Genomic DNA, 24,244 nt, shown 5'->3' with positions numbered 1-24,244 from the left:
AGCTTCGTAGGGCGGCAGTGCCCGCCGTTGCTGGAACCCTGGGCGGCGGGCAGCAGCCCGCCCTACCGAAATCGGCTATTTGCCGTTGGCCAGCCCTGCCATGCGCTGCGCATCGGCGAGGATGCCGTGCAGCACGCGCAGCTCGCGCTCGTCCGGCTGCGCGCGCTGGAACAGCTTGCGCAGGCGCAGCATGATCGTGGTCGGCTCGCGGCCCTTGTGGAAGTCGATGTCGTCCAGCGTCTGCGCCAGGTGGCGATAGAACTGCTCCATCTGCGCCGCGTCGGCGGGTGGCTCGTCGTGTTCCGGCGGCGGCGCCGGCGGCGCGTCGCCGAGCATCGCCACGCGCAGCTCGTAGGCCATCACCTGTACCGCCTGCGACAGGTTGAGCGAGCTGAAATCGTCCGCGCTGGGAATGCGCACCATCGCGTGGCAGCGCGCCAACTCTTCGTTCTCCAGCCCGGTGCGCTCGTTGCCGAACACCAGCGCCACCTGCTCGCCGCGGGCGGCGGCGGCCAGCACCTGCTGCGCCGCCTCGCGCGGGGACAGCTCCGGCAGGTTCACGCCGCGCCGGCGCGCCGACAGGCCCAGCGCCAGGCTGCTGCCGGCCAGGCCGTCGACCAGCTCGGCATGGATGCCCGCGTCGGCCAGCACGGTGTCCGCGCCGGCGGCCAGCGCATTCGCCTCCGGGTCGGGAAAGCGGTGCGGCGCGACCAGCTCCAGCCGGGTGAAACCCATCGTGCGGATCGCCCGCGCCGCGCTGCCGATATTGCCCGGATGCGAGGTGCGCACCAGCACGTAGCGGATGCGGGCGGCGAGGTCGTGGAGATCGGTCATATGCTTGAAGTGAGGTCGAACAGGACAACAGGGGTAATCCGCCCCCAGGAACATGGCAGCTCAAGCCAACTCGTAAAAATCCCGCTCACGGCCCCCCCAGCTCTTTGTCTTCGTATGTCTCGCCACTAGACAACCTGGGATATTGCAACAGCCAATTGGCGATCCGGCGCGAACGGTATATCAGGACCAACGCGACGGTTATCTGGAGCAGATAGAGACCGCAGTTGATCCGGATCGACGTACTCATCATCTCCAGCGTTGACTGATCTGTCGTCGTGGAAGAAAGAAAGATGGATCTGAGCCACAGCGAGAGCAGTGGCAGCGTAGCGTCCTTCAGCCACCAGAGGCCCATCAGCACGCAGCCGACAACGACCAGATCGGAAGGCCTTATTCGAATTTCCACATCTTTTGAAAACCCGGACAACAACGCGCCGGCTATGTGATTGCTGAAAAACCACAGGACCAGTGCCATCAGTTCGAAGGCGATAACCACCATGAACTCAACAACGGCTGGCGAAAATGAGCCGTGGTCAACTCTATTGTTCGCAGAGGCAAGAACTAGTCCGTACCCGACAAAAGCGTTCAGACAAAGCCACATTGCAAGCAGACGCAAACCGATGCCGATCAACTGACGAACTGTCATGCAGGTTCCCTTGAATGGCTCCCTGCGGGAGCCCGACGCGTCAAGTATGAAACATCGTCCCCCCATATACACCCCAAAAAAACAGCGCGTGCCATACCAGTAACCAGCCATCGCCTGCTCCGAATGGCCGTGTCTGCTAGAATCGCCGGCCGCAGCCCCGCTCTCTTCCAAAGTCGATACCCATGGCCCGACCACACGTCACGATCGCGGCGCGCGCCGCGCGTTCTGCAGGCAATGTGATCCTGCGCTACATGAACCGCATCGACGGCCTCAACATCGTCGAGAAGCAGCAGATGGATTTCGTCTCCGAAGTCGACAAGCTGGCCGAGGCGGAAATCATCAAGGAACTGCGCCGCGCCTACCCCGACCACGCCATCCTCGCCGAGGAAAGCGGCGCGACCGGCAAGGGCCCGCTGACCTGGGTGATCGACCCGCTGGACGGCACCCACAATTACCTGCGCGGCATCCCGCACTTCAGCGTGTCCATCGCGCTGCTGGAAAAGGGCGTGCCGATCCACGCCGTGGTGTTCGACCCGCTGCGCGACGAGCTGTACACCGCCAGCAAGGGCGACGGCGCCTACCTCAACGACCGCCGCATGCGCGTCAGCAAGCGCGAGAACCTGGGCGGCGCGATGATCGCCACCGGCTTCCCGTTCCGCCAGCGCGAGCACCTCGCCGCGCAGCTCGACATGACCCGCGCCATCCTCGGCCAGGCCGAGGACATCCGCCGCTCCGGCTCCGCCGCGCTGGACCTGGCCTATGTCGCCGCTGGCCGCTACGACGGCTACTTCGAGATCGGCCTGAAGCCATGGGACATGGCCGCCGGCGTGCTGCTGGTGCACGAAGCGGGCGGCCGCTACTGCGACTTCGCCGGCCGCGACGGCATCCCGGCCAGCGGCAACATCGTCGCGGGCAACCTCAACGTGGCCAAGGCGATGGTCGACGCAATCGGGCAGCAGGCAACGCCGGGGTTGCTCAAGGCTTGAGTGGTTCGCCCGCTTGAAACGACGAAGGCGCCCATGGGTGCCTTCGTCGTTTCAGGGTGCCGCTTCACGCAGGAACCCACGCAGGAACGGGATGGTGATCCGTCGTTGCGCCGCCAGCGAGGCCACGTCCAGCTTGTCGAGCAGGTCGAGCAGCGCGCCGAGATCACGCGCGTAGCGGGTGAACAGCCAGTCCAGCACGCTGTCGTCCAGCTCGATGCCGCGCGACGCGGCCTGCGCCTTCAGCACGGCGCGGCGCTCGTCGTCGTCGAGCGGCTTCAGTGCGAAATGGGCGCAGGCACCGAGGCGCGAGCGCAGGTCGGGCAGTCCGATGCCGAGCTGGGTGGGCGTGGCATCCGCCGCGAACAGCAGGGCGCTGCCTTCGGCGCGGGCGCGGTTGTAGAGGTCGAACAGCGCGTGTTCGGCGTCGCGGTTGCCAGCGATGGCGCCCAGATCGTCCAGCGCCAGCAGTTCGCTGCCGGCGACACCGCGCAAGGCTGCGGCGTGGTCGGCGATCGTCGCCAACGGCAGATACTGCACACGCCGTTCGGCCGCGCTGGCCGCCTGGCATGCGGCCATCAGCAGATGGCTGCGGCCGCTGCCGCTGGCGCCATGCAGGTAAACCCACGGCACACCGGGCTGCAGTGCCAGCGCCTGCACCGCAGCCAGCGCCGGCGCATTCGCGCCAGCGTGGAAATGTTCGAAACGCTGCCGGCGCGGCCAGCGCAGCGCGAGCGGCAACTGCGGAATCATGCTGCGGAAGAATCACCCGGCGGTGGCGTGCCGACGACCGCGGCCTCGACCGCGCCATCGTGATGCACGGCGACGCCCATCTCGGCGATCACCGGATCCTCCGGCCCCGCCTCGTTGTACAGCTCGCTCATGCGGTAACGCTCGACCAGGTAGCGCAGCAGCACCATGATCACCGAGGCCGCCGGCAGCGCCAGCAGCACGCCGAGGAAGCCGAACAGGTAGCCGCCGGCCAGTACCGCGAACATCACCGCCACCGGGTGCAGGCCGATCTTGTCGCCGACCAGCTTGGGTACCAGCACATAGCCTTCCAGCAACTGGCCGACCGCGAACACGCCGCATACCAGCAGCACGTGCGCCCAGTCGCCGTATTGCACCAGCACGGCCACGATCGCCGCGACGAAGCCGACGATGAAGCCCAGGTACGGCACGAAGCTGAGCAGGCCGGCGACCATGCCGATCAGCGGGCCCACGGTCAGCCCGACCACGCCTAGGCCCGCGCCGTAGAACACGCCCAGCGCCAGCATCACCAGCAGCTGGCCACGCACGAACGCGCCCAGGATCTTGTCCGCTTCGCTGGCCAGGTAGGCAATGGTGGGCTGGATCGAGCGCGGCAGCATGCCATCGACCTTCGCCACCATCCGGTCCCAGTCGCGCAGCAGGTAGAACGCCACCACCGGGATCAGCACCAGGTTGGCCAGCCACGCCACGACGCCCAGCCCGGAGCGCGACACCTTGCCCAGCACCGCCGTGGCGACGCCGCCGATCGAGCCGATGTGTGCCTTGATCGCAGCCAGCAGGCGGTCGCTGTCGAAGGTGTGCGGGTCCAGGTGCAGGCGCGCCTGCAGCCACGGCCACAAGGTGTTCTGCGCCCAGTCGCCGTAGCGCGGCAGGTTGCTGACCAGATTCTCGACCTGGCGCGCGATCAGGGGAATCAGCAACAGCAGCACACCGACCACCACGACCATGATCACCACGAAGACGATGGTGGCCGCCCACATCCGGTTCAGCCCCAGCCGTTCCAGCCGGTCAGCCAGCGGATCGCCCAGGTAGGCCAGCATCGCCGCCACCGCGAACGGCATCAGCACCGGCGCCAGCAGCCAGAGCAGATAGACGATGACCGCGGTGATGGCGAACAGCTGCCAGCGGCGCGAGATGTCCTTGTCCTGATTCATCCAGTCACCTCAGCCAGCGCAGGTTCGCATCCGCGCCCGGGTGCGGCTCGCCCTGCAGCAGCAGGTGGCCGCCGGCGGCAAGGTTCGCGGCCAGCGCGCTGATCGGCACGGAAGCCTTGATGTACAGCAGCACGCCGTCGTTCTGCGCACCCAGGGTCTGCACCTGCTTGACCGAAGGATCGTCCTGCAGGGTCGCCACCAGGCTCGCGTAATCCATCGCCGAAGCCAGCCCGCTGACCCACAGCTTGCCCTCGCTGGGGCCCGCGCCGATCACGTTGAGCTGCTTGCCGAGGCGCTCGACCAGGCCGTTGCCGGCATCGCCAAGCAGTGCATCGGCGCTCGCGCCCTGGCTGCTCCAGCGCTGCGCCTGGCCGCCGGAGATCAGCGTCCAGTCCGCGCCGCCGTCGCGCAACTTGCCGAGCAGCACCAGGCCGGTGTGGTATTGCCGGTTGACCGCCGCCAGCGCGGCCGGGTCGGCAGCAGCCACCCTGGCCGGATCGGGTGGATTGCCGTCGGGGTAGACCACGCCGGTGCCGCGCGCGCCGGCGGTCGCGGCCAGGCTGGCCAGCGCCGACTGGTCGAGCAGGTGGCCGTCGCCTCCCTGCACCAGCAGCAGCACCGGCGGCTTGATGCCGGCGCTCTGCACGCCCAGCTTCGCCACCAGCCGGCGCACCGAGCCCGGCTCGAACTCCACGTTCAACACCAGCCCGGTCGCGGCACGCTGGTACTGGAACTTCTGCACCATCGAGGCCGCGTTGCCCAGCGCGTCGGCATAACCGGCGTTGCTGCGCAGGTCCTGCCCGCCGGCGACGCGCGTCAGCACCTGGCCGAGTGCGGTGGCGAACGCCTGGTCGCGCTGGGCGTCGCTGGTGTCGGCCACCGGCACGACCACCGAATACGGCGAGCCGGCAACCTGCGCGTGCGACGCAGGCAACGCGGCAAAGACCAGCAGCAGGGCAACGATCAATAGACGGAACAGGCGCATGGGTGTGGGTATCTTCTGGGGGAAGCTCGCTGGAAGTCTGCCCAATCGCGCCCCCAGCGTCCATCGCAGCCGTCACCCTATCCGCCATGCCCGACCGGCAACAGCGCCACAAGCTGGTAAACTTGCGCGTTTCACCCACGCCGGTTTCTGCCATGTCTGACGCCCTCACCTACCGCGCCGCCGGCGTCGACATCGACGCCGGCAATGCGCTGGTCGAACGCATCAAGCCGCTGGTCAAGCGCACGCTCCGCCCCGAAGTGATGGGCGGGCTGGGCGGCTTCGGTGGCCTGTTCGACCTCTCCGGCCGCTACAAGGAGCCGGTACTGGTGTCCGGCACCGACGGCGTGGGCACCAAGCTGAAGCTGGCGCAGATCCTGAACCGCCACGACACGATCGGCATCGACCTGGTCGGCATGTGCGTCAACGACGTGCTGGTGCAGGGCGCCGAGCCGCTGTTCTTCCTCGACTACTTTGCCACCGGCAAGCTGGACGTGGACACCGCCGCGGCCGTGGTCGGCGGCATCGCCACCGGCTGCGAACTGGCCGGCTGCGCGCTGATCGGCGGCGAGACCGCCGAGATGCCGGACATGTACCCGCCGGGCGAATACGACCTGGCCGGCTTCACCGTGGGCGCGGTGGAGAAATCGCGGATGCTGACCGGCGCGGCGATCGTGGCCGGCGACGTGGTGCTCGGCGTGGCCTCCAGCGGCCCGCACTCGAACGGCTACTCGCTGGTGCGCAAGATCCTCGATCGCGCCGGCAACCCGTTCGACCTCGACCTCGGCGGCGTGAAGCTGGTCGACGCGCTGATGGCACCGACCACGATCTACGTGAAGCCGATGCTGGATCTGCTCCGCGCGCAGCCGGAGCAGATCCACGGCATGGCCCACATCACCGGCGGCGGCCTCAAGGAAAACATCATCCGTGTGGTACCGGACGGCCTCGGCATCGCGCTGGATGCGTCCGCCATCGTGCTGCCGCCGGTATTCGACTGGCTGATGCGCGAAGGCAACGTGGCGCGCGAGGAAATGTGGCGCACGTTCAACTGCGGCGTCGGCTTCACCGTGATCCTGCCGCGCGACGCGGTGGCCGGCGCCTCCGCGCTGCTGGCGAAGCATGGTCTGGCCAGCTCGGTGATCGGCGAGATCGTGCCTGCGCAGGGCGACGAACGCGTGCATATCGGCTGAACCGCTCCGTGACAGCCGCACCTGCCAAAGTCGCCGTGCTCGCCTCCGGGCGCGGCAGCAACCTCGCCGCGCTGCTCGATGCACGCGAGCGCGACGATTTGCCGGTCGAGTTCGTGCTGGTCGGCAGCGACAAGGCCGGCGCCGGCGCGCTGCGCCTGGCCGAGGCGGCGAACATCCCCACCCTGGCGCTGGATCCGCGCAGCTATCCGGACCGCCGCGCGTTCGACCTCGACCTGTTCCGGCGCATCGCCGCCAGCGGCGCCGACTGGCTGGTGCTGGCCGGCTTCATGCGCATCCTCGACGGCGAGGCGCTCAGGCCGTGGGTGGGTCGCATCATCAACATCCACCCCTCGCTGCTGCCGAAATACCGCGGCCTGCACACGCATCGCCGCGCACTGGAAGCGGGCGACCGCGAGCATGGCGCCAGCGTGCATTTCGTCACCGCCGAACTGGATGGCGGCCCGGTGATCGCGCAGGCGTACCTGCCGATCGAGGCCGGTGACGACGAGCAGTCGCTGGCGCAACGGCTGCTGCCGCTGGAACACCGGCTGCTGCCCGCCGTGCTTGGCCTGCTGGCCAGCGGGCGCCTGCGGTGGGACGGTTCGCCACGCTTCGACGACCGGCCGCTGGCGGCACCATTGCGGCTGGGCGAGCACGGCCTGCAGCCTTAAAGCCGGTTCAGCCCGGCCTCGGCAGACTCGGGGCATGACTATCCGATCCCTGCTCGCTCCCCTGCTCGGCCTCGGCCTGCTGCTCGGCGCCCGGACCGCTCCCGCCACCACGCCCGGCGCACTTACCGCCACCTACAACGTGTCGCAGGGCGGCCAGCCGATGGGTGTCGCCACGGTGACCCTGCGCGCGGCCGGCAACGGCGAGTGGATCTACGGCAAGGACACCAAGGGCACCGGCGGACTGGCCGCCCTGCTCGGCGCCAGCGTCACGGAAAGCTCGCGCTTCCGCTGGAAGGGCGATGTGCCCGAGGCGATCAGCTACGACTACCGTATGCAGACGGCGGTCAAGCAGAAACAGCGCCACCTGGTGGTCGACTGGCCGAAAAACCGGGTGACCGTGGATGAGGGCAAGGGTCCGCAGAGCTACCCGGCCAGCCCCGGCATGGTCGAGCGCAACACGCTGGCGCTGGCGCTGGGTCTGGCCCTGCGCGACGGCAAGCAGCAGGTCGCGCTGCCGGTCGCGGTGCGCCAGGAAGTACAGTTGCAGCACTTCAAGGTGACCGGCAGGGAAACCGTCAAGGTACCGGCCGGCAGCTTCGACGCCGAACGGATCGACCGCACCGACGCCGACCGCGGCTTCAGCGCGTGGTACGCGCCCGACCGCTACCCGTTGCCGGTGAAACTGTCGCAGCACGACGGTGGCGACCTGACGATGGAGCTGGTGAGCTATCGCAACGACTGAAGTGGCCTTGGCCAGCCTCGGCGCAGCAACGGCAGCTTGATGCCTCCCCTTGCAGGCGGGGGGGGGGGGGGGTAGCGCCGGACTCGCCGGAAGATCAAGAGCGAACCCCACCCCGGCCCTCCCCTGCTGCGCAGGGGAGGGAGCAAAGCGGAGCTCAGTTCGGCAGGCGGCGGATCTTCGCGCCGAGCACACCGAGTTTTTCCTCGATGTTCTCGTAACCGCGGTCGATGTGGTAGACGCGATCGACGGTGGTGTCGCCCTTGGCCACCAGGCCGGCCAGCACCAGGCAGGCCGAGGCACGCAGGTCGGTGGCCATGATCGGCGCGCCGCTCATCTGCGCCACGCCCTGCACCACCGCGGTATTGCCTTCGAGGCGAATGTCCGCGCCGAGCCGCTGCAGTTCGTGCGCATGCATGAAACGGTTCTCGAACACCGTCTCGGTGACCACGCCGGTGCCTTCGGCGACGCAGTTCAGCGCGGTGAACTGCGCCTGCATGTCGGTCGGGAACGCCGGGTACGGCGCGGTGCTGATGTTGACCGCCTTCGGCCGGCGCCCGCCCATGTCCAGCTCGATCCAGTCGTCGCCGGTGGAAATCTGCGCGCCGGCCTCCTCCAGCTTGGCCAGCACTGCGTCCAGCGTGTTGGCACGGGCATGCCGTGCACGCACCTTGCCGCCGGTCATCGCCGCGCCGACCAGATAGGTGCCGGTCTCGATGCGGTCGGGCAGCACGTCATGCTCGGCACCGTGCAGGCGCTCGACACCGTGGATCACCATGGTCGAGGTGCCGACGCCCTCGATCTGCGCGCCCATCGCGATCAGGCAGTGCGCCAGGTCGACCACTTCCGGTTCCTGCGCCGCGTTCTCGATCACCGTGGTGCCCTGGGCCAGGGTGGCCGCCATCATGATGTTCTCGGTACCGGTGACGGTGACCATGTCCATCACGATGCGCGCGCCCTTCAGCCGGCCCGCCTTCGCCTTGATGTAGCCGTTCTCGACCGTGATCTCGGCGCCCAGCGCCTGCAGGCCGCGGATGTGCTGGTCGACCGGGCGCGAGCCGATCGCGCAGCCGCCCGGCAGCGACACCTCGGCCTGGCCGAAGCGGGCCACCAGCGGGCCGAGCACCAGGATCGAGGCGCGCATGGTGCGCACCAGGTCGTACGGTGCCACGCAGGTACTGGTGGTGCGCGGGTCGACGTGCATCTTCATGCGGTCGTCCAGCACCAGCTGCACGCCCATCTGGCCGAGCAGCTCGATGAAGGTGGTGACGTCGTGCAGGTGCGGCACGTTGCCGATGCTGACCGGCCCGTCGGCCAGCAGGCAGCCGGCGAGGATCGGCAGCACGGCGTTCTTGGCGCCGGAAATGGCGACCTCGCCATGGAGCGGCGTGCCGCCGCTGATCAGAATTTTGGCCATAAGTCAGGAAATCGAAAATCGGGAATTGGGAATCGGAAGAGCAGTGGCAGGTGAGGGATGGAACGGCTTTTGACCATTCCCTAGGCCCTGTTCCCGGCCTCCTCCGGAGTCAGTGTCTTCAGCGCCAGCGCATGGATCGCGCCGCCCATCAGCTCACCCAGCGTGGCGTACACCAACCGGTGCCGCGCCAGCGGCAGCTTGCCGGCGAACTGGCTGGCGACCACGGTAGCCTCGAAATGCACGCCGTCGGCGCCGCTCACCTCCACCTGGGCGCCGGGCAGGCCATTTTCGATCATCGCCTGGATGCGGGCTGGGTCCATCGGGAGGGGTTCCATGCAGGAGTCTGGGCAGCTGGCGACGGCTTCCGCGGCGAGCGGAACCCATTGCGCAGGCTTATGACGTTAAAATGCGAACATGCCATGGTAATGGAAATCCGCTGGCGCAGAAATGACAGCGGCTCCAGACCGGCCCGGACAGGCCGCGCGCCATGGCCACCCGGGCACCCTCCGCCCCTTCATCGAGCCCCCATGAACGCACGCATTGCCCCCTCCGCCCCGATCGACCTGAACCCGGACGTGATCACCCGCAGCGCACGCACGGTGATTGCCACCGAAGCGGCTGCCGCGCTGGCGCTGGAGCCGCGGATCGGGCCGGAGTTCGTCGAGGCCTGCCGGCTGATCCTGGGTTGTCGGGGCCGCGTGGTGGTCAGCGGCATGGGCAAGTCCGGCCATATCGGGCGCAAGATCGCCGCCACGCTGGCCTCCACCGGCACGCCGGCGTTCTTCGTGCACCCGGGCGAGGCCAGCCACGGCGACCTCGGCATGATCCTGCCGCAGGACGTGGTGTTGGCGATCTCCTACTCCGGCGAGACCGACGAGCTGCTGTTCATCCTGCCGGTGATCAAGCGCCAGGGCATCCCGCTGATCGCCATCACCGGTCGCACCACTTCCTCGCTGGCGACCCAGGCCGACGTGCACCTGGACGGCAGCATCTCCAGCGAGGCCTGCCCGCTCGGCCTGGCGCCGACCACCAGCACCACGGTGGCGCTGGTGCTGGGCGACGCGCTGGCGATCGCGTTGCTGGAGGCGCGTGGCTTCACTTCCGACGACTTCGCCCGCTCGCACCCGGCCGGCGCGCTGGGCCGGCGCCTGCTGCTGCACATCAGCGACGTGATGCATGTCGGCGACGAGGTGCCGCGGGTCTCGCCCGACGCCAGCCTCACCACTGCCCTGGTCGAGATGACCCGCAAGCACCTGGGCATGACCGCCGTGGTCGACGCCGAACAACGCCTGCTGGGGGTTTTCACCGACGGCGACCTGCGCCGCGCGCTGGACGACGACGGCGTGGACCTGCGCGGCGCCACCGTGGCCGAACTGATGACGCGCGGCCCGAAGACGATCGGCGCCGACAAGCTGGCGGCGGAAGCGGCGCAGCTGATGGAGAAGTACCAGATCCACGCGCTGCTGGTCGTCGACGGCGAGCAGCGCGTGGTCGGCGCACTGAACATTCATGATCTGCTCCGTGCGCGTGTGGTCTGATTCGTCTCGACGAATCAGACCAATCAAACACGCCGCTCTTGATCCTGCTCTCCCAGAATCCCGCCCGTGCCCACTGACTACCTCGCCAACCTCCCCGCCGATCTCCTGAACCGCGCCGCGAAGATCCGCCTGGCGGTGTTCGACGTGGACGGCACGCTGACCGACGGGCGCCTGTGGTACGGCGAGGACGGCCGCGAGACCAAGGTGTTCCACGTGCATGACGGGCTCGGCCTGAAGCGGCTGCAGGCGAACGGCGTGCAGGTGGCGATCATCACCGCGCGGATCAGCCACCCGGTCGCGCTGCGTGCCGAGGAACTGGACATCGCCCACGTCTACCAGGGCCAGGGCGACAAGCGCGCCTGCCTGCGGGAATTGCTCGATGCACTGCAGCTGACGCCCGAACAGACCGCCTTCGTCGGCGACGACCTGCCCGACCTGCCGCCGATGCGCATCGCCGGGCTGGCGGTGGCGGTAGCGAACGCCCACCCCTGGGTCGCCGAGGCGGCACACTGGCAGACCACCCGCAGCGGCGGCATGGGCGCCGCGCGCGAGGTGTGCGACCTGATCCTGCACGCCCAGGGCAAGAGCGCGGCCGAGCGGGAGCGCTGGCAGTGAAGCTTCGCCGCTGGCTGCGCGACCGGCGCCTGCCCGCCGCGACCCTCGCCATCGCGCTCGCCGCGGGCGTGGCCCAGCTGCTGCTGTGGTGGTTCGGGCCGGCGCCGAAGACCAGCGATTTCGTCGGCCCGCCGCGCTCCAGCTACACCCTCACCAACGCGCGGATGACCGAATTCAACGCCGCGGGCCAACCCAGCTTCCACCTGCAGTCGCCGCACCTGGAGCGCCGCGAGGGCGACGATTCGCTCTACCTCAACTCGCCCACCTTCCAGTTGCCGGCCCACCAGGCCGGCATACCGGACTGGAAGGGCCAGTCGCTGTATGGCTGGGTCAACAAGGATGGCAGCCTGCTCAAGCTGCAGGGCCCGGTGGAGATGCACCGGGAAGCGTTCGGCGATGCGCCGGCAGCCAACATTCAGACCGCCGATGTCACCGCCTGGCCGAAGCAGAACCGCCTGGAAACCGCGGCGCCGGCGCAGATGGTGCAAGGCGGCACTAGAATCAGCGGTATCGGTATGCGTGCCGACCTCAACGACAAACACCTGGAGCTGCTCGATGACGTTCATGCCACCTTCCCGCCGCGCCAGCGCTAGGTTCGCGCTGGCCGTCGCAGCCCTCGGCCTGTTCGCGGCCCAGCCGGCACTGGCCAGGAAAAGCGATCGCCAACAGGAAATGCAGGTCGCCGCGAAGAACTTCGACGGCTTCCAGAAGCCGAACAGCGTCAGCACGCTGACCGGCAACGTGGTGATCACCCAGGGCACGCTGAAGGCCACCGGTGCGCAGGCCAAGGTGTACTTCGACGCCAACACCCAGATCAGCCGGGTCGTCATCACCGGCAGTCCGGCCCATCTCGAGCAGCTGGACGACAGCGGCAACCTGATGCTGGGCGACGCCGCCACGCTCGACTACGACAACCTCAAGGGCATCGCGGTGCTCAGCGGCAATGCCTCGGTCACCCAGAAGGGCCGCGGCGACGCGCGCGGCGACCGGCTCACCTACAACACCGAGACCAGCCAGATGACCGGCGAGAGCGCCGGCGACGGCCTGGTCCACATGACCTTCAAGCCCAAGCCGCAGCCGGCCGCGGGCAGCCCGGCCCCGCAGGGACAGCCATAACCGATGCTCTCCGCCGAAGGTCTGCAGAAGAGTTTCAAGTCGCGCCAGGTCGTCAAGGATTTCGGCTTCTCGATCCGTGAAGGCGAAGTGGTCGGCCTGCTCGGCCCCAACGGTGCCGGCAAGACCACCTGCTTCTACATGGTGGTCGGCCTGATCGAGGCCGACGGCGGCACGATCAAGCTGGACAAGCTGGACATCACCGGCCTGCCGATGCATGCGCGCGCAAAGCTGGGCATCGGCTACCTGCCGCAGGAGGCGTCGGTGTTCCGCCGGCTCAGCGTGTCCGACAACATCCTGGCCGTGCTGGAACTGCGCGACGGGCTGACCGCGTCGCAGCGCGACGCCGAGCTGGAAAACCTGCTGGACGAGCTGAAGATCGCGCACATCGCCGCCCAGAAGGGCATCAGCCTGTCCGGCGGCGAGCGGCGCCGGGTAGAGATCGCCCGCGCACTGGCCGCCAACCCCCGCTACATGCTGCTGGACGAACCGTTCGCCGGGGTCGACCCGATCTCGGTCGGCGAGATCCAGCGCATCGTGCGCCACCTGAAGGAACGCGGCATCGGCGTGCTGATCACCGACCACAATGTGCGCGAAACCCTGGGCATCTGCGACCGCGCGTACATCCTGAACGAGGGCGAGGTGCTGTCGCGCGGCACCCCGGCACACATCCTCGCCGACGAAAAGGTGCGCGAGGTCTACCTGGGCCGCGAATTTCGGCTCTGAAATACCTGTCACGGTTCGCTATTGCCGCGGCCCGCGGCTATGGCCGCACCTGCGGGCACGCGTTACGATGGCCGCGACTTCCTTCGATCCGGCTGGCATGAAACCCGCGCTGCAGTTTCGCCTCCACCAGCAGCTGACCCTGACGCCGCAACTGCAGCAGGCGATCCGCCTGTTGCAGCTATCGCAGCTGGAGCTGGAAGCCGAACTGCGGCAGATCGCCGAGAGCAACCCGCTGCTGGAATTCGCCGAGGAGATCGAGGACGACGAGGCGACCGAGGGCGTCGAGGCCGAGGGCGAATACCCCAGCGCCGAGGCGGTCGCTGGCAGCAGCAACGATGACGGCGAGGCCGCTGACTGGTCGGACGGCGGCGGCGCAGCCGAAACGCCGATCGACTTCTCCAGCAGCAGCGTCGGCAACAGCGGCAGCGGATCGCGCGGCGACGAGGATTTCGAGCCGCAGAACGCCGCGCCGGAAACTCTGCAGCAACACCTGCTGTGGCAGCTCAACCTGGCCTCGTTCAACCCGCGCCAGCACCTGATCGCCACCGTGCTGATCGACGCGCTGAATCCCGCCGGCTACCTGGCCGAAGGGCTGGAGGCCATCCTCGCCGCGCTGCCTGCCAACTTCGACGCCAGCATCGCGGAAATCGAGGAAGTGCGTCGCCGGCTGCAGGGCTTCGACCCCGCTGGCGTGGGCAGCCTGGACCTGCGCGACTGCCTGCGCGTGCAACTGGAACAATTCCCCACGGACACCCCGCAGCGCGAGCTGGCGCTGCGCATCGTCGACGACGAACTCGACCTGCTCGCGCGCAACGACATCGTGCGGCTGGCGCGGCGGCTGCGCGCCGACGCGGACGACGTGAGCGCGGCCGCGGTGCTGATCCGCAGCCTCGACCCGCGCCCCGGCGCGGCACTGGACGCCACCCCGGTCGAATACGTGGCACCGGACGTCTATGCGCTGCGCGACGGCAGTCGCTGGCGGGTCAGCCTGAACCCGGACGCCCAGCCGCGGCTGGGCCTCAACCAGCACTATTGCGGCCTGATCGCCCAGGCCCGCGGCGAGGACGCCAGCTGGATGCGCGGCCAGCTGCAGGAGGCGCGCTGGCTGATCAAGAGCCTGGAATCGCGCGCCGAGACCCTGCTCAAGGTCGCCGAGGCGATCGTGCGGCGGCAGAGCGCGTTCCTCGACTACGGCCCCGAGGCGATGCACCCGCTGGTACTGCGCGAGGTGGCCGAGGAAGTGGGCATGCACGAATCCACCATTTCGCGTGTCACCACCCGCAAATACCTGCACACCCCGCGCGGCACGTTCGAGCTGAAGTACTTCTTTTCCAGCGGGGTATCCACCGAGGACGGCGGCAGCGCCTCGGCCACCGCGATCCAGGCCATGCTGCGCAAGCTGATCGAGGCCGAGGACGTGCGCAAGCCGTTGTCCGACCTGGCGATCGCCGAGGAACTGCAGCGCAAGGGCATCCAGGTCGCCCGTCGCACCGTGGCCAAATACCGCGAGGGATTGCGCATCCCCACCTCCAGCGAGCGCCAGCGCGCGGGCTGATTGTCGCAGGGGCTATCCAGGGGAACTTGGTTAACGAAAAATCGCTCCCATACCTGCTACAGGATGATTGACGATGCGCCGTGGCCACCCCGACCCGGCACGTCCACCCCGCCGCGAAACGCGGCACGGCACTACCAGAGGAGGCGCACCATGCAATTCCAACTCAGCGGCCAGCAGATCGAAGTCACCCCGGCCCTGCGCGACCACGCCACCGCCAAGCTCGACCGCCTCACCCGCCTCGACGACAAATTGAAGAGCCTCGCCATCGTGCTGTCGGTCGACAAGCTGCAGCAGCGCGCCGACGGCACCCTGAACGTGGTCGGCGCCACCCTGCATGCCGAGGCCACCGAGGCCGACATGTATGCCTCGATCGACGTGCTGTTCGACAAGCTGGTCGCCCAGTTGCGCAAGTACCGCGAAAAGGTCGCCGACAAGCACCAGCGCGAGGCGCGCGACGAGCGCCAGTACGGCTGAACCGGCCGACTCCACCACGACCCGACACGGCCCGCCACGCGCGGGCCGTTCCTTTTCCTGAACACGCCTGCCCGCCCAAGCTGGCACAATGGCGATGCCGTCGCAAAAGCCCGCCGGGCTCCGGCATGCGGCGCAAAGGACCCAAGGCTTGGACCGGATCAGCGCACGACAACTCTACGACGGCGTCCACGAACGCATGGCCCTGCGCTGGGTGTCCGGCATGCGCGGGGAGTCACGCGCGCTCGAGCCGGGCGTGGCGCAGGCGCGGCGGCCGTCGCTGATCGGCTACCTCAACGTCATCTACCCGAACAAGATCCAGATCATCGGCTCGGAAGAGCTGAACTACCTCGACGGACTGGACTCGCGCCAGCGTTGGGAAGTGATGCACAAGATCGCCGCCTACCAGCCGGTGGCGCTGATCGTGACCAAGGACCAGACCGTGCCGGCCGACCTGCGCGAGGTCGCCGAGGAAACCAGCACGCCGCTGTGGATCAGCCCCAAGCGCGGCCACGAGCTGCTGACTTACCTGCAGTACCACCTGGCGCGCATGCTGGCGGCGAAGATCACCCTGCACGGCGTGTTCCTGGAGGTGTTCTCGATCGGCGTGCTGATCACCGGCGAGGCCGGCTCCGGCAAGAGCGAGCTGGCGCTGGAACTGATCAGCCGCGGCCACCGGCTGGTCGCCGACGATGCCACCGAATTCACCCTGATCGCGCCGGACGTGATCGACGGCACCTGTCCCGAGCTGCTGCAGGACCTGCTGGAAGTGCGCGGACTGGGCGTGCTCAACGTGCGCGAGATGTTCGGCCACATGTCGGTCAAGCCGTCCAAGTACCTGCGCCTGGTGGTGCACCTCAAGCCGCTGCGCGACGGCGAGGTCAATCTCGGCGACAGCGGCGACACGCTGACCCGGCTCACCGGTGACATCGGCCACCGCGAGGTGTTCGACGTGCAGGTGCCGATGATCACCATCCCGGTGGCCTCCGGCCGCAACCTGTCGGTGTTGGTCGAGGCCGCCGTGCGCAGCCACGCTCTGAAGAGCAAGGGCATCGACCCGGCGCAGACCTTCATCGACCGCCAGGCGCATCAGCTGCGCCGACTGCCTCCATGGTGAAAGCATGAGCGACGACACCTACCCACCCAGCACGCTGGTCGACCCGCACGAGATCCACCTGATCGTGCTGACCGGCATGTCCGGCGGCGGCAAGACGGTGGCGCTGCGCGCGCTGGAGGACCTGGAGTTCTACTGCGTCGACAACCTGCCGTCGGTGCTGCTGCCGCAACTGGTCAACGCCGCCACCAGCGGCGACCGCCGCGGCCGGCCGCGGCGCATCGCGGTGGGCGTGGACGTGCGCAACCGCGGCACCGACTTCGCGCACATGCCGACCGTGCTGTCGGAGCTGGCCGGCGCCGGCGTGCAGGTGCACCTGATCTTCCTGGACTGCCGCGACGACGTGCTGATCAAGCGCTATTCGGAAACCCGCCGCCGCCATCCGCTGGCCACCCGCGGCGTGTCGCTGGCCGACGCGATCGTCGAGGAGCGCCGACTGCTGCGCCCGCTGATGGCGATCGCCGAGAAGGTGATCGACTCCAGCGAACTCAACGTGCACCAGCTGCGCCGGCTGGTCGCCACCGGCTACGCGCAGGCCACCGAGGGGCTGACCCTGATGTTCCAGTCGTTCGCGTTCAAGCGTGGGCTGCCACTGGACGCGGACTTCGTGTTCGATGCGCGCTGCCTGCCGAACCCGCATTGGCACCCGCGCCTGCGCCCGCTGTCGGGCAAGGACGCAGCGGTGCGCGAATTCCTCGATGCAGAACCGCTGGTCGGCGAATACTTCACCGACACCGCGCGCTGGCTGGACGCCTGGCTGCCGCGCTTCGAGCAGGACGACCGCAGCTACGTGACCATCTCGATCGGCTGCACCGGCGGCCGCCACCGCTCGGTCTACCTGGTCGAGAAGCTCGCCGCCCACTATCGCGGCCATCGCGAAGGCGTGCTCACCTTCCACCGCGAGCTCGAGTGATGGCCATGTCGTCCACGACCACGATCCACACGGGCCGCCGGGCATGAGCGTCGGCGTGCTGCTGATGACCCACGAGGCGGTCGGCCACGCGCTGATCTCCGCCGCGCACCACGTGATGCCGCGGCTGCCGTTGCAGGTGGCGGCGGTGGAAATCCCGCCCGAGTCGGATCCGGACGTGATGCGCCAGCTCACCGCGCGCCACGCGCGCGAACTCGACACCGGTGCCGGCGTCCTGGTGCTGGCCGACCTGTACGGCGCCACGCCGTGCAACATCGGCCTGTCACTTGGCGCGCTCGGCGTGCATCTTCGCTGCGTCTCCGGCCTCAACCTGCCGATGCTGCTGCGCGTACTCAACTATGCGGAAAAACCACTGGACGAGCTGGCCGAGATCGCGGCCAGCGGTGGCCGCGGGGGGATCTTCATCGACCATGCTTGAAAAGGAGATCGTCATCACCAACCGGCTGGGCCTGCACGCCCGCGCCTCGGCCAAGCTGGTACAACTGGTGCAGGGCTTCAAATCCACCGTGCACCTGGTCAGCAAGGGCCGCGAAGTGAATGCACAAAGCATCATGGGCGTGATGATGCTGGCCGCCGGCCTCGGCAGCCCGCTGACCGTCCGCGCCGACGGCCCCGATGAGGAAGCCGCGCTGGCCGCGGTGGTCGAGCTGTTCGAGCGCAAGTTCGACGAGGGAGCTTGAGATGCAGGGAATCGAAAATCGGGCATCGGGAGTCGGGAGAAGCGGAGCGCGCGCAAGCGCCGTGCTGTGCACCTTGCCCATTCCCCATTCCCTATTTCCGATTCCCGTGCCTGGCCCCCGCGGGAGCCAGGCGTGAGGCACCTGCTCGCCGGCACCATCGCCGCGCACGGCATGGCGCTTGGCCGTGCGCGGCTGGTGCAGCCCAGCCGCTACGCGGTCGATACCCGGCCGCTGGCCGAGGAAGAGATCGAAGGCGAACTGGCGAAGCTGCACCAGGCACTGGACACCGCGCGGCAGGAACTGCGCGAGTTGCGCGGCAAGCTGCACGGCGCGCTGGCGCGCGAGGTCAACGAGTTCATCGACGCGCACAGCCTGCTGCTGGACGACGCCGAGCTGCTGCGCGGGCTGGACGACCTGGTGCGGATCGGCCACTACCGTCCCGGCGCCGCGCTGAAGAAACAGCGCGACCGGCTGTCCGCCGTGTTCGAGGCGATGGACGACCCTTACCTGCGCAGCCGCAAGGAAGACGTCGAGCAGGTGATCAACCGGGTGATCTCCGCGCTGCAGCGGCAGACCAGTCCGGAGGAGCGCAAGCTGGCCGCGCGCGTGGGCGAAATTTTGATCGCCGACTCCATCGCACCGGCCGACATGGCGCAGCTGGCCGGCAACGGCCTGCTCGGCGTGGTCGCCAGTTCCGGCAGCGCGTACTCGCACAGCGCGATCCTCGCGCGCAGCCTCGGCCTGCCGATGCTGGTGGGCACCCGCGACGCGCTGTCGAACATCCACGACGACGACCTGATCCTGCTCGACGCCGAGCACGGCGAGGCGATCGTGCATCCGGCCGCGCAGGACCTGTCGCGCTACCGCGCCTGGCAGCGCGAGGCGGCGATCGAGGGGCGCCGGCTGGCCAAGCTGGCGAACGCACCCACGCGCACCCGCGACGGCGTCGAGATCGCCCTGCTGGCGAACGCCGAAACGCCGGCCGACGTGGCGATGGCGCGCGCCCGCGGCGCCGACGGCGTGGGCCTGTACCGCACCGAGTTCCTGTTCCTCAAGCACAAGGGGCTGCCGTCGGAAGACGAACAGTTCATCGCCTACCGCGACCTGGTGATGGGCATGGGCGGCCTGCCGGTGACCATCCGCACGCTGGACCTGGGCGCCGACAAGGCCGACGCCGCCGGGCTCGCCCTGCGCGGCGAGGACAACCCCGCGCTCGGCGTGCGCGGCGTGCGCCTGTCGCTGCGCTACCCGGCGGTGTTCACCACGCAGATCCGCGCGATCCTGCGCGCCGCCTGCTACGGGCCGGTGCGCGTGCTGGTGCCGATGGTGACCCAGCCCGACGAACTGATCGCGGTGCGCACGCTGTTCAAGCTGGCGCGGCAGGACCTGAAGCGCGAGAACATCGACCTGCCCGAGAAACTGCCGCTGGGCGCGATGATCGAGGTGCCGGCAGCGGCGATCAACGTGCGCGCCCTGCTGGAACACGCCGACTTCCTGGCCATCGGCACCAACGACCTTGCCCAGTATGTGCTGGCCGCCGACCGCGGCAACGACGCGCTGGAGAACATCTACAACCCGCTGCAGCCGGCGCTGCTGCGGCTGATCTCGCACGTGCTCGGCGCCGGCCGCCGCGCGAAGAAACCGGTCAGCCTGTGCGGCGAGATCGCCGGCGACGTGAACTTCACCGCGCTGCTGCTTCTGCTCGGCCTCCACGAGTTCAGCATGCACCCGGCGCAGATCCTGCAGGTGCGCGACCGTCTCGCCACGCTCGACCAGGCCAACCTGCGCCGCCACCTCCCCCAACTGCTGCGTGCGCATACCCACGAGCAGGCCGAGGCGATGTTGAACGAAATCGTGGGCGCAAGCGCCCCGGACTGAGCGCCCACTTCCGGCGGCTCATCCCTGTTCGACATGCCCGGGGCATGGTCAGCGATTCGGGCGATCGAGCTCGATCCCCTCGATGAATGCATCCAGCAGCGCGCCGCGGTACTTCTGCCGGTGCAGCAGCAGCGACAGCTTGCGGCGCAGGTCCAGGAACGGCGTCTTCAATGCCTTCAGCCGCCCGGTCGCCAGTGCATCGGTAACCGCCACCGCGGGCAGGCAGGCAATGCCCAGGCCGGCCACCACGGCCTGCTTGATCGCCTCGATCTGGTCCAGTTCCAGCACGGTTTCGCCGGGCGGCAGTTGCGCCAGCACGCGCTCGCTGGTGGCGCGGGTGGCCGAGCCGGGTTCGCGCAGCACCCAGCGCGCGCCGGCGAAATCCGCCGGCTTCAGGCCGCGCTTGCGCGCCAGCGGATGCTCGGGCGGCGCGCACACCACCAGCCGGTCGTCGCGCCACGGCCGTACTTCCAGCAGCGGGTGCGCCACCGGGCCTTCGACGCAGCCGATGTCCAGGCTGTGTTCGAGCATCGCCGCGGCGATCGTCTCGGTGTTCGCCACGCGCAGGCGGATCGCCACCTGCGGATGCGCGCGCACGAACCCACCGAGCAGCTCGCCGACCAGGTAGTTGCCCACCGTATTGCTGGCGCCGATGCGCAGTTCGCCACCCAGCGCCGCACCCTCCTCGCGCCCGCGGCGGCCGAACTCGGCGTGCCGCTCCAGCAGTTCCTGCGCCAGCGGCAGCAGTTCGCGCCCGCGCGCGTTCAGGCGCAGGCGACCGCGTTCGCGGTCGAACAGCGGCGCATCCAGCTGCCGCTCCATCTCCGCCAGCGCCATGCTGGCCGCCGGCTGGGTCAGGTGCAGGCATTCGGCAGCGGCACGCACGCTGCCGTGCAGCGCGATCTGCACGAACACGTCCAGCTGGCGCGGGCTGATGTTGATCACCAGCCGATCCTATCAGCTCGCCTGATACATCCGATCATATTTTCAAAATTTTCCTGATTGATGAGCAAGCGGACAATGACGCCATCACTGGAGCCCAGGCATGAACGCATCATCCATCCCCGCCACCCTCCCCAACCTGCTGCGGCAACGCGCGCCCGGCCTGCTGCTGGCGGTGGCGATCGGCCTGCTGGCGCTGCTGCTGGGGCGCTGGCTGCCGCTGATCGGCGGCCCGGTGATCGGCATCGTGCTGGGCATCCTGGTGCGCAACCTGCTGTCGCCGGGCGAGCGCTACACCCCCGGCATCGCGTTCACCGGCAAGAAGGTGCTGCAGTGGTCGATCATCGCGCTGGGCTTCGGGCTCAGCCTGGACCAGGTGGCGAAGACCGGCCTCGAATCGCTGTCGGTGACCCTGGTGACGATGAGCGTGGCCTTCCTCGCCGCCTGGCTGCTCGGCCGCTGGCTCGGCGTGCACGACAAGCTGAAGATTCTGATCGGCGTCGGCACCGCGATCTGCGGCGGCTCGGCGATCGCCGCGGTCACCCCGATCATCCGTCCGGACGACCACGACACCGCCTTCGCGATCTCCACCATCTTCCTTTTCAACGTGATCGCCGTGCTGCTGTTCCCGCTGCTCGGCCACCTGATGCACATGAGCGACCTCGGCTTCGGCCTGTGGGCCGGCACCGCGATCAACGACACCTCCTCGGTGGTCGCCGCGGGCTACAGCTACAGCCACGCCGCCGGCGACTACGCCACCATCGTCAAGCTGACCCGCGCCACGCTGATCATCCCGGTGTGCCTGGTGCTGGCCTTCGCGGTCGCCGCGCGTGAGAAGCGCAAGCACGCCGAAGCCGGCAGCGTCGGCCAGTTCAGCCTCGCCAGCATCTTCCCGTGGTTCATCCTGTGGTTCCTGGTCGCCTCGGCGGTGCGCACCGCCGGCCTGGTCCCGCTGGCCGTCCAGCCGTCCATTCACCTGCTCGCCGAATTCCTGATCATTGTGGCGCTCACCGCGATCGGCCTGTCCGCGAACCTGCGCAAGATGGTTTCCAGCGGCGCGCGACCGATCCTGCTGGGGTTGGGCGTGTGGATTGCGGTGGCGGTGAGCAGCTTGCTGGTGCAGCTGGTGATCGGGCGGCTGTAAGTGCTGGAATCGGGGGAAGCAGCGCCAGCAAGAGCACCCCATCCGCCTTCGGCACCTTCCCCTGCAGGCAGGGGAAGGCATCATCCTGGTCCCTGCGCTACGGCTTCAGGCCTTGCCCTGCTCCACCAGCGTCAACGCCACCTTGTCGCGCAGGTACACCGGCAGCGCCAGTTCCGGCGCCTGCGCGTGGCCGGTCTTGAACTCGCGCAGCGCCAGCTCGGCAACGTGTGCAGCCTGCGGATAGCGCAGGCCATCGGCGGAATGCAGGGTGCCGGTGAGGCGTTGCGACAACACGGCGGCGTAGGTGGCCCAGCCGCTGCCGACGACCTGCCATGCGCCAGCCTCGGGCAGCACCAGCGTCTCGGCGGTGCAGATGCGCTCGTCGTCCAGCGCGAGCAGGCCGCCATCGTCGTCGCGGCGGTAGCAGGCGGCGTAGATTTCGCCCATGCGCGCGTCGATCACGGCGAGAATCGCGGTGCCATCTTCCTCCGGCGCTTCCAGCGCCAGTGCAGCCAGCGAGGAGACGGTGATCACCGGCAGGTCCAGCGCCAGCGCCATGCCCTGCGCCAGCGATACGCCCAGGCGCACGCCGGTGAACGCACCGGGGCCGCGGCCTACCGCGATCGCGTCCAGCGCGTGGCGACCGATGCCGGCTTCGGCCAGCAGCTCGTCGGCCATCGGCAGCACCAGTTCGGTGTGCCGGCGCGGGGCGATCTCGCTGCGCGCGATCAGTTCGTCGCCGTGGATCAGGGCGACGGAGCAGGCTTCGGTGGCGGTTTCGATCGCGAGCAGATTCATGGTTTGTCCATGATAGCGGCTGAGGGCTCGGTCGACGTGGGTACGTAGGCATACCAGTCGATGCGGCGGGTCAGGTACATCATCAGGCCGACCATCGCCAGCAGCACCAGCGCGCCGATCAGCAGTGCGTACTGCTCGGCCGCGATCAGCCCGTACAACACCGCGTAGATCAGCCCCAGCACACCGCCCAGCAACAGGCCGGCGCGCCGCGCGCGCAGCACCGCCATCGCGTAGCCGCCCACCAGCACGACTACCGCGACCGCCGCCAGCGCATACGCCGGGCCGAAGCCGATCTGCTCGGACAACGCCAGCAGCACCACGTAGAACGTGGCCAGCGCCGCGCCGACCAGCAGGTATTGCACCGGGTGCACGCGCAGCCGCTTGAGCACCTCGAACAGGAAGAACGCGACGAAAGTCATCGCGATGAACAGCAGCCCGTATTTCCCCGCACGCACGTTGCGCTGGTACACGTCGACCGGCTGGTACAACTGCACGCCGAAGGTGGAAGCCTCCAGCGCCGGGATCATCGCGGCATCGCTGTCGACCCAGTGCTGGCCATAGCTGCGGTTGAGATCGAGCAGGTGCCAGCGCGCGTTGAAGCCGCGGGTGTCGATGGCGTGTTCCAGCGGCAGCGCCGCACCGACAAAGCTGGGGTCGCGCCACGGCGCGCGCATGGTCACCTCGGTGCTGCGCGCCAGCGGCAACAGCTGCAGCGCCTCGGTACCGGCCAGCTTCAGGCCGATCTGCACGTCGATCGGTTGCCCGCCCAGCGCATCCAGGTCGATCGGCACCACCACGGTCGGCCACAGGCCGAGCCGCTCGGCCGATGATTCGAAGCGCGCCGGCTGGCCGTTGACGCGCAGCCCGGTGACCTCCTGCAGGCCGCGCAAGTCGCCGACCGGCAGCCGCAGCTCGGCCTTGCCGCCCTGCCACCGGGCACTGCTGCCCTGGCGATATTGGGCCAGGTCCTGCGCACGGAACTGCGCATCGAGCTTCACCGTGGCGACGAATACCGGCGCGGTATAGATCCCGTAGCCACGCATCTGCACATCCATCGCCACATCGAGCCGCAGCGCATCTGCCAGCACGCTCTCGCTGCCGGCCTGCCACGGCACTGTCGTCATGCCTTCCGCTGGCATCGGGCGCACGGTCGGCACCACCAGCACCGGGCCGCCCAGCACCTGCCGGCCACCCCACCCCTGCGCGATCTGCACAACCGCCGTCTCGCGCAACTGCTGGCGCTCACTGACCAGTCCGTTCACCTGCAGCAACGGTATTGTCATCAGCAACGCCAGCACGCCGATGCCCAGCACCTTCGCCATCACCGTCTGTGTCCACTTGCCCATATCCCCAAC

At 68.7% G+C, this 24,244-nt stretch carries 27 protein-coding genes; 17 read left to right on the top strand and 10 right to left on the bottom strand.

Annotated features, from left to right (window positions below; all coding sequences use genetic code 11):
• Positions 1 to 75: 75 nt before the first annotated feature.
• Positions 76 to 834 (bottom strand): RNA methyltransferase, encoded by a 759-nt coding sequence (locus tag QQA13_RS03885; protein WP_108470988.1) that lies wholly within the window; start codon positions 832 to 834, stop codon positions 76 to 78.
• Positions 835 to 919: 85 nt separating this feature from the next.
• Positions 920 to 1,477, bottom strand: a complete 558-nt coding sequence (locus QQA13_RS03880; protein WP_108470987.1) for a hypothetical protein — start codon at positions 1,475 to 1,477, stop codon at positions 920 to 922.
• 182 nt (positions 1,478 to 1,659) lie between these two features.
• On the opposite strand from QQA13_RS03880, the gene QQA13_RS03875 reads away from it, so the two are divergent.
• On the top strand, positions 1,660 to 2,463 hold the full coding sequence (locus tag QQA13_RS03875) for an inositol monophosphatase family protein (RefSeq protein WP_108470986.1): 804 nt from the start codon (positions 1,660 to 1,662) through the stop codon (positions 2,461 to 2,463).
• A gap of 51 nt (positions 2,464 to 2,514) precedes the next feature.
• Here QQA13_RS03875 and hda read toward each other — a convergent pair whose 3' ends face one another.
• The 3 genes from hda to QQA13_RS03860 are packed head-to-tail and all read right to left on the bottom strand — an operon-like array spanning position 2,515 to position 5,370.
• Entirely contained in the window at positions 2,515 to 3,213 is a 699-nt protein-coding gene (hda, locus tag QQA13_RS03870; protein WP_108470985.1) for a DnaA regulatory inactivator Hda, read from the bottom strand.
• Entirely contained in the window at positions 3,210 to 4,385 is a 1,176-nt protein-coding gene (locus QQA13_RS03865) for an AI-2E family transporter (protein ID WP_108470984.1), read from the bottom strand. The genes hda and QQA13_RS03865 overlap by 4 nt, the downstream gene beginning before the upstream one ends.
• 4 nt (positions 4,386 to 4,389) lie before the next feature.
• Complete coding sequence (locus tag QQA13_RS03860; RefSeq protein ID WP_108470983.1) at positions 4,390 to 5,370, bottom strand: DUF2066 domain-containing protein; 981 nt, start codon at positions 5,368 to 5,370, stop codon at positions 4,390 to 4,392.
• Positions 5,371 to 5,522: 152 nt separating this feature from the next.
• On the opposite strand from QQA13_RS03860, the gene purM reads away from it, so the two are divergent.
• From purM to QQA13_RS03845, 3 genes are read left to right on the top strand one after another with little or no spacing between them, the layout of a single operon-like run.
• Entirely contained in the window at positions 5,523 to 6,557 is a 1,035-nt protein-coding gene (gene purM / locus QQA13_RS03855; RefSeq protein WP_108470982.1) for a phosphoribosylformylglycinamidine cyclo-ligase, read from the top strand.
• An 8-nt stretch (positions 6,558 to 6,565) separates the two neighbouring features.
• Positions 6,566 to 7,228, top strand: a complete 663-nt coding sequence (purN, locus tag QQA13_RS03850) for a phosphoribosylglycinamide formyltransferase (RefSeq protein WP_108470981.1) — start codon at positions 6,566 to 6,568, stop codon at positions 7,226 to 7,228.
• A gap of 34 nt (positions 7,229 to 7,262) precedes the next feature.
• Positions 7,263 to 7,970 carry a DUF3108 domain-containing protein gene (locus QQA13_RS03845; protein WP_108470980.1) on the top strand — a complete coding sequence of 236 codons (708 nt, stop codon included), beginning with the start codon at positions 7,263 to 7,265 and terminating at the stop codon, positions 7,968 to 7,970.
• Between the two features lie 154 nt (positions 7,971 to 8,124).
• Here QQA13_RS03845 and murA read toward each other — a convergent pair whose 3' ends face one another.
• Positions 8,125 to 9,384, bottom strand: a complete 1,260-nt coding sequence (murA, locus tag QQA13_RS03840; RefSeq protein WP_108472804.1) for a UDP-N-acetylglucosamine 1-carboxyvinyltransferase — start codon at positions 9,382 to 9,384, stop codon at positions 8,125 to 8,127.
• Positions 9,385 to 9,464: 80 nt separating this feature from the next.
• On the bottom strand, positions 9,465 to 9,704 hold the full coding sequence (locus tag QQA13_RS03835) for a BolA family protein (RefSeq protein ID WP_108472803.1): 240 nt from the start codon (positions 9,702 to 9,704) through the stop codon (positions 9,465 to 9,467).
• Positions 9,705 to 9,911: 207 nt separating this feature from the next.
• Between QQA13_RS03835 and QQA13_RS03830 the strand changes: the two genes are divergently transcribed.
• The 12 genes from QQA13_RS03830 (at position 9,912) to ptsP (ending at position 20,005) form a co-directional block, all read left to right on the top strand.
• Complete coding sequence (locus tag QQA13_RS03830; protein ID WP_108472802.1) at positions 9,912 to 10,922, top strand: KpsF/GutQ family sugar-phosphate isomerase; 1,011 nt, start codon at positions 9,912 to 9,914, stop codon at positions 10,920 to 10,922.
• Between the two features lie 66 nt (positions 10,923 to 10,988).
• Entirely contained in the window at positions 10,989 to 11,537 is a 549-nt protein-coding gene (locus QQA13_RS03825) for a KdsC family phosphatase (RefSeq protein ID WP_108472801.1), read from the top strand.
• Positions 11,534 to 12,130, top strand: coding sequence for an LPS export ABC transporter periplasmic protein LptC (lptC, locus tag QQA13_RS03820; RefSeq protein WP_108472800.1), 597 nt, complete (start codon positions 11,534 to 11,536; stop codon positions 12,128 to 12,130). The genes QQA13_RS03825 and lptC overlap by 4 nt, the downstream gene beginning before the upstream one ends.
• Positions 12,093 to 12,653 (top strand): lipopolysaccharide transport periplasmic protein LptA, encoded by a 561-nt coding sequence (lptA, locus tag QQA13_RS03815; RefSeq protein WP_108472799.1) that lies wholly within the window; start codon positions 12,093 to 12,095, stop codon positions 12,651 to 12,653. The genes lptC and lptA overlap by 38 nt, the downstream gene beginning before the upstream one ends.
• 3 nt (positions 12,654 to 12,656) lie before the next feature.
• Positions 12,657 to 13,376 (top strand): LPS export ABC transporter ATP-binding protein, encoded by a 720-nt coding sequence (lptB, locus tag QQA13_RS03810; RefSeq protein ID WP_108472798.1) that lies wholly within the window; start codon positions 12,657 to 12,659, stop codon positions 13,374 to 13,376.
• A 97-nt stretch (positions 13,377 to 13,473) separates the two neighbouring features.
• A complete protein-coding gene (locus QQA13_RS03805) occupies positions 13,474 to 14,931 on the top strand; it encodes an RNA polymerase factor sigma-54 (RefSeq protein ID WP_108472797.1) in 1,458 nt (485 codons plus the stop codon).
• Positions 14,932 to 15,081: 150 nt separating this feature from the next.
• Positions 15,082 to 15,405, top strand: a complete 324-nt coding sequence (gene hpf / locus QQA13_RS03800) for a ribosome hibernation-promoting factor, HPF/YfiA family (RefSeq protein ID WP_108472796.1) — start codon at positions 15,082 to 15,084, stop codon at positions 15,403 to 15,405.
• A gap of 196 nt (positions 15,406 to 15,601) precedes the next feature.
• Entirely contained in the window at positions 15,602 to 16,519 is a 918-nt protein-coding gene (hprK, locus tag QQA13_RS03795; RefSeq protein ID WP_234411385.1) for an HPr(Ser) kinase/phosphatase, read from the top strand.
• A gap of 4 nt (positions 16,520 to 16,523) precedes the next feature.
• Entirely contained in the window at positions 16,524 to 17,429 is a 906-nt protein-coding gene (rapZ, locus tag QQA13_RS03790) for an RNase adapter RapZ (RefSeq protein WP_108472794.1), read from the top strand.
• Positions 17,430 to 17,472: 43 nt separating this feature from the next.
• The gene (locus tag QQA13_RS03785; RefSeq protein ID WP_108472793.1) at positions 17,473 to 17,865 is read left to right on the top strand and encodes a PTS sugar transporter subunit IIA; all 393 of its coding nucleotides are present in this window, start codon (positions 17,473 to 17,475) and stop codon (positions 17,863 to 17,865) included.
• Positions 17,858 to 18,127 (top strand): HPr family phosphocarrier protein, encoded by a 270-nt coding sequence (locus tag QQA13_RS03780; protein WP_108472792.1) that lies wholly within the window; start codon positions 17,858 to 17,860, stop codon positions 18,125 to 18,127. Before QQA13_RS03785 ends, QQA13_RS03780 begins: the two co-directional genes overlap by 8 nt.
• Positions 18,128 to 18,259: 132 nt before the next feature.
• Complete coding sequence (gene ptsP, locus QQA13_RS03775; protein ID WP_108472791.1) at positions 18,260 to 20,005, top strand: phosphoenolpyruvate--protein phosphotransferase; 1,746 nt, start codon at positions 18,260 to 18,262, stop codon at positions 20,003 to 20,005.
• A gap of 48 nt (positions 20,006 to 20,053) precedes the next feature.
• Here the strand turns inward: ptsP and QQA13_RS03770 are convergent, their stop codons facing one another.
• Positions 20,054 to 20,950 (bottom strand): LysR family transcriptional regulator, encoded by an 897-nt coding sequence (locus QQA13_RS03770; RefSeq protein WP_108472790.1) that lies wholly within the window; start codon positions 20,948 to 20,950, stop codon positions 20,054 to 20,056.
• A gap of 100 nt (positions 20,951 to 21,050) precedes the next feature.
• On the opposite strand from QQA13_RS03770, the gene QQA13_RS03765 reads away from it, so the two are divergent.
• Positions 21,051 to 22,091: a YeiH family protein gene (locus QQA13_RS03765; RefSeq protein WP_108472789.1), complete on the top strand. Its 1,041-nt coding sequence runs from the start codon at positions 21,051 to 21,053 to the stop codon at positions 22,089 to 22,091.
• Between the two features lie 105 nt (positions 22,092 to 22,196).
• On the opposite strand, the gene tsaB is transcribed toward QQA13_RS03765, so the two are convergent.
• Both tsaB and creD read right to left on the bottom strand, forming a co-directional pair.
• Positions 22,197 to 22,889, bottom strand: a complete 693-nt coding sequence (gene tsaB, locus QQA13_RS03760) for a tRNA (adenosine(37)-N6)-threonylcarbamoyltransferase complex dimerization subunit type 1 TsaB (RefSeq protein WP_108472788.1) — start codon at positions 22,887 to 22,889, stop codon at positions 22,197 to 22,199.
• Positions 22,886 to 24,235, bottom strand: coding sequence for a cell envelope integrity protein CreD (creD, locus tag QQA13_RS03755; RefSeq protein ID WP_108472787.1), 1,350 nt, complete (start codon positions 24,233 to 24,235; stop codon positions 22,886 to 22,888). Before creD ends, tsaB begins: the two co-directional genes overlap by 4 nt.
• Positions 24,236 to 24,244: the final 9 nt, after the last annotated feature.

The sequence above is a fragment of the Rhodanobacter thiooxydans genome (assembly GCF_030291135.1).
Lineage (GTDB): Bacteria > Pseudomonadota > Gammaproteobacteria > Xanthomonadales > Rhodanobacteraceae > Rhodanobacter > Rhodanobacter thiooxydans_A.
This window is presented reverse-complemented; position numbering and strand designations above follow the sequence as displayed.

Excerpts from the sequence above, each read along its gene's own strand:
- tsaB (WP_108472788.1), bottom strand. The coding sequence starts at position 22,889 with ATGAATCTGCTCGCGATCGAAACCGCCACCGAAGCCTGCTCCGTCGCC.
- creD (WP_108472787.1), bottom strand. The coding sequence starts at position 24,235 with ATGGGCAAGTGGACACAGACGGTGATGGCGAAGGTGCTGGGCATCGGC.
- QQA13_RS03780 (WP_108472792.1), top strand. The coding sequence starts at position 17,858 with ATGCTTGAAAAGGAGATCGTCATCACCAACCGGCTGGGCCTGCACGCC.
- QQA13_RS03805 (WP_108472797.1), top strand. The coding sequence starts at position 13,474 with ATGAAACCCGCGCTGCAGTTTCGCCTCCACCAGCAGCTGACCCTGACG.
- purM (WP_108470982.1), top strand. The coding sequence starts at position 5,523 with ATGTCTGACGCCCTCACCTACCGCGCCGCCGGCGTCGACATCGACGCC.
- hda (WP_108470985.1), bottom strand. The coding sequence starts at position 3,213 with ATGATTCCGCAGTTGCCGCTCGCGCTGCGCTGGCCGCGCCGGCAGCGT.
- QQA13_RS03860 (WP_108470983.1), bottom strand. The coding sequence starts at position 5,370 with ATGCGCCTGTTCCGTCTATTGATCGTTGCCCTGCTGCTGGTCTTTGCC.
- lptA (WP_108472799.1), top strand. The coding sequence starts at position 12,093 with ATGACGTTCATGCCACCTTCCCGCCGCGCCAGCGCTAGGTTCGCGCTG.
- rapZ (WP_108472794.1), top strand. The coding sequence starts at position 16,524 with ATGAGCGACGACACCTACCCACCCAGCACGCTGGTCGACCCGCACGAG.
- QQA13_RS03785 (WP_108472793.1), top strand. The coding sequence starts at position 17,473 with ATGAGCGTCGGCGTGCTGCTGATGACCCACGAGGCGGTCGGCCACGCG.
- murA (WP_108472804.1), bottom strand. The coding sequence starts at position 9,384 with ATGGCCAAAATTCTGATCAGCGGCGGCACGCCGCTCCATGGCGAGGTC.
- lptB (WP_108472798.1), top strand. The coding sequence starts at position 12,657 with ATGCTCTCCGCCGAAGGTCTGCAGAAGAGTTTCAAGTCGCGCCAGGTC.
- QQA13_RS03875 (WP_108470986.1), top strand. The coding sequence starts at position 1,660 with ATGGCCCGACCACACGTCACGATCGCGGCGCGCGCCGCGCGTTCTGCA.
- hprK (WP_234411385.1), top strand. The coding sequence starts at position 15,602 with ATGGCCCTGCGCTGGGTGTCCGGCATGCGCGGGGAGTCACGCGCGCTC.
- QQA13_RS03845 (WP_108470980.1), top strand. The coding sequence starts at position 7,263 with ATGACTATCCGATCCCTGCTCGCTCCCCTGCTCGGCCTCGGCCTGCTG.
- QQA13_RS03880 (WP_108470987.1), bottom strand. The coding sequence starts at position 1,477 with ATGACAGTTCGTCAGTTGATCGGCATCGGTTTGCGTCTGCTTGCAATG.
- QQA13_RS03830 (WP_108472802.1), top strand. The coding sequence starts at position 9,912 with ATGAACGCACGCATTGCCCCCTCCGCCCCGATCGACCTGAACCCGGAC.
- QQA13_RS03835 (WP_108472803.1), bottom strand. The coding sequence starts at position 9,704 with ATGGACCCAGCCCGCATCCAGGCGATGATCGAAAATGGCCTGCCCGGC.
- QQA13_RS03765 (WP_108472789.1), top strand. The coding sequence starts at position 21,051 with ATGAACGCATCATCCATCCCCGCCACCCTCCCCAACCTGCTGCGGCAA.
- hpf (WP_108472796.1), top strand. The coding sequence starts at position 15,082 with ATGCAATTCCAACTCAGCGGCCAGCAGATCGAAGTCACCCCGGCCCTG.
- QQA13_RS03865 (WP_108470984.1), bottom strand. The coding sequence starts at position 4,385 with ATGAATCAGGACAAGGACATCTCGCGCCGCTGGCAGCTGTTCGCCATC.
- QQA13_RS03885 (WP_108470988.1), bottom strand. The coding sequence starts at position 834 with ATGACCGATCTCCACGACCTCGCCGCCCGCATCCGCTACGTGCTGGTG.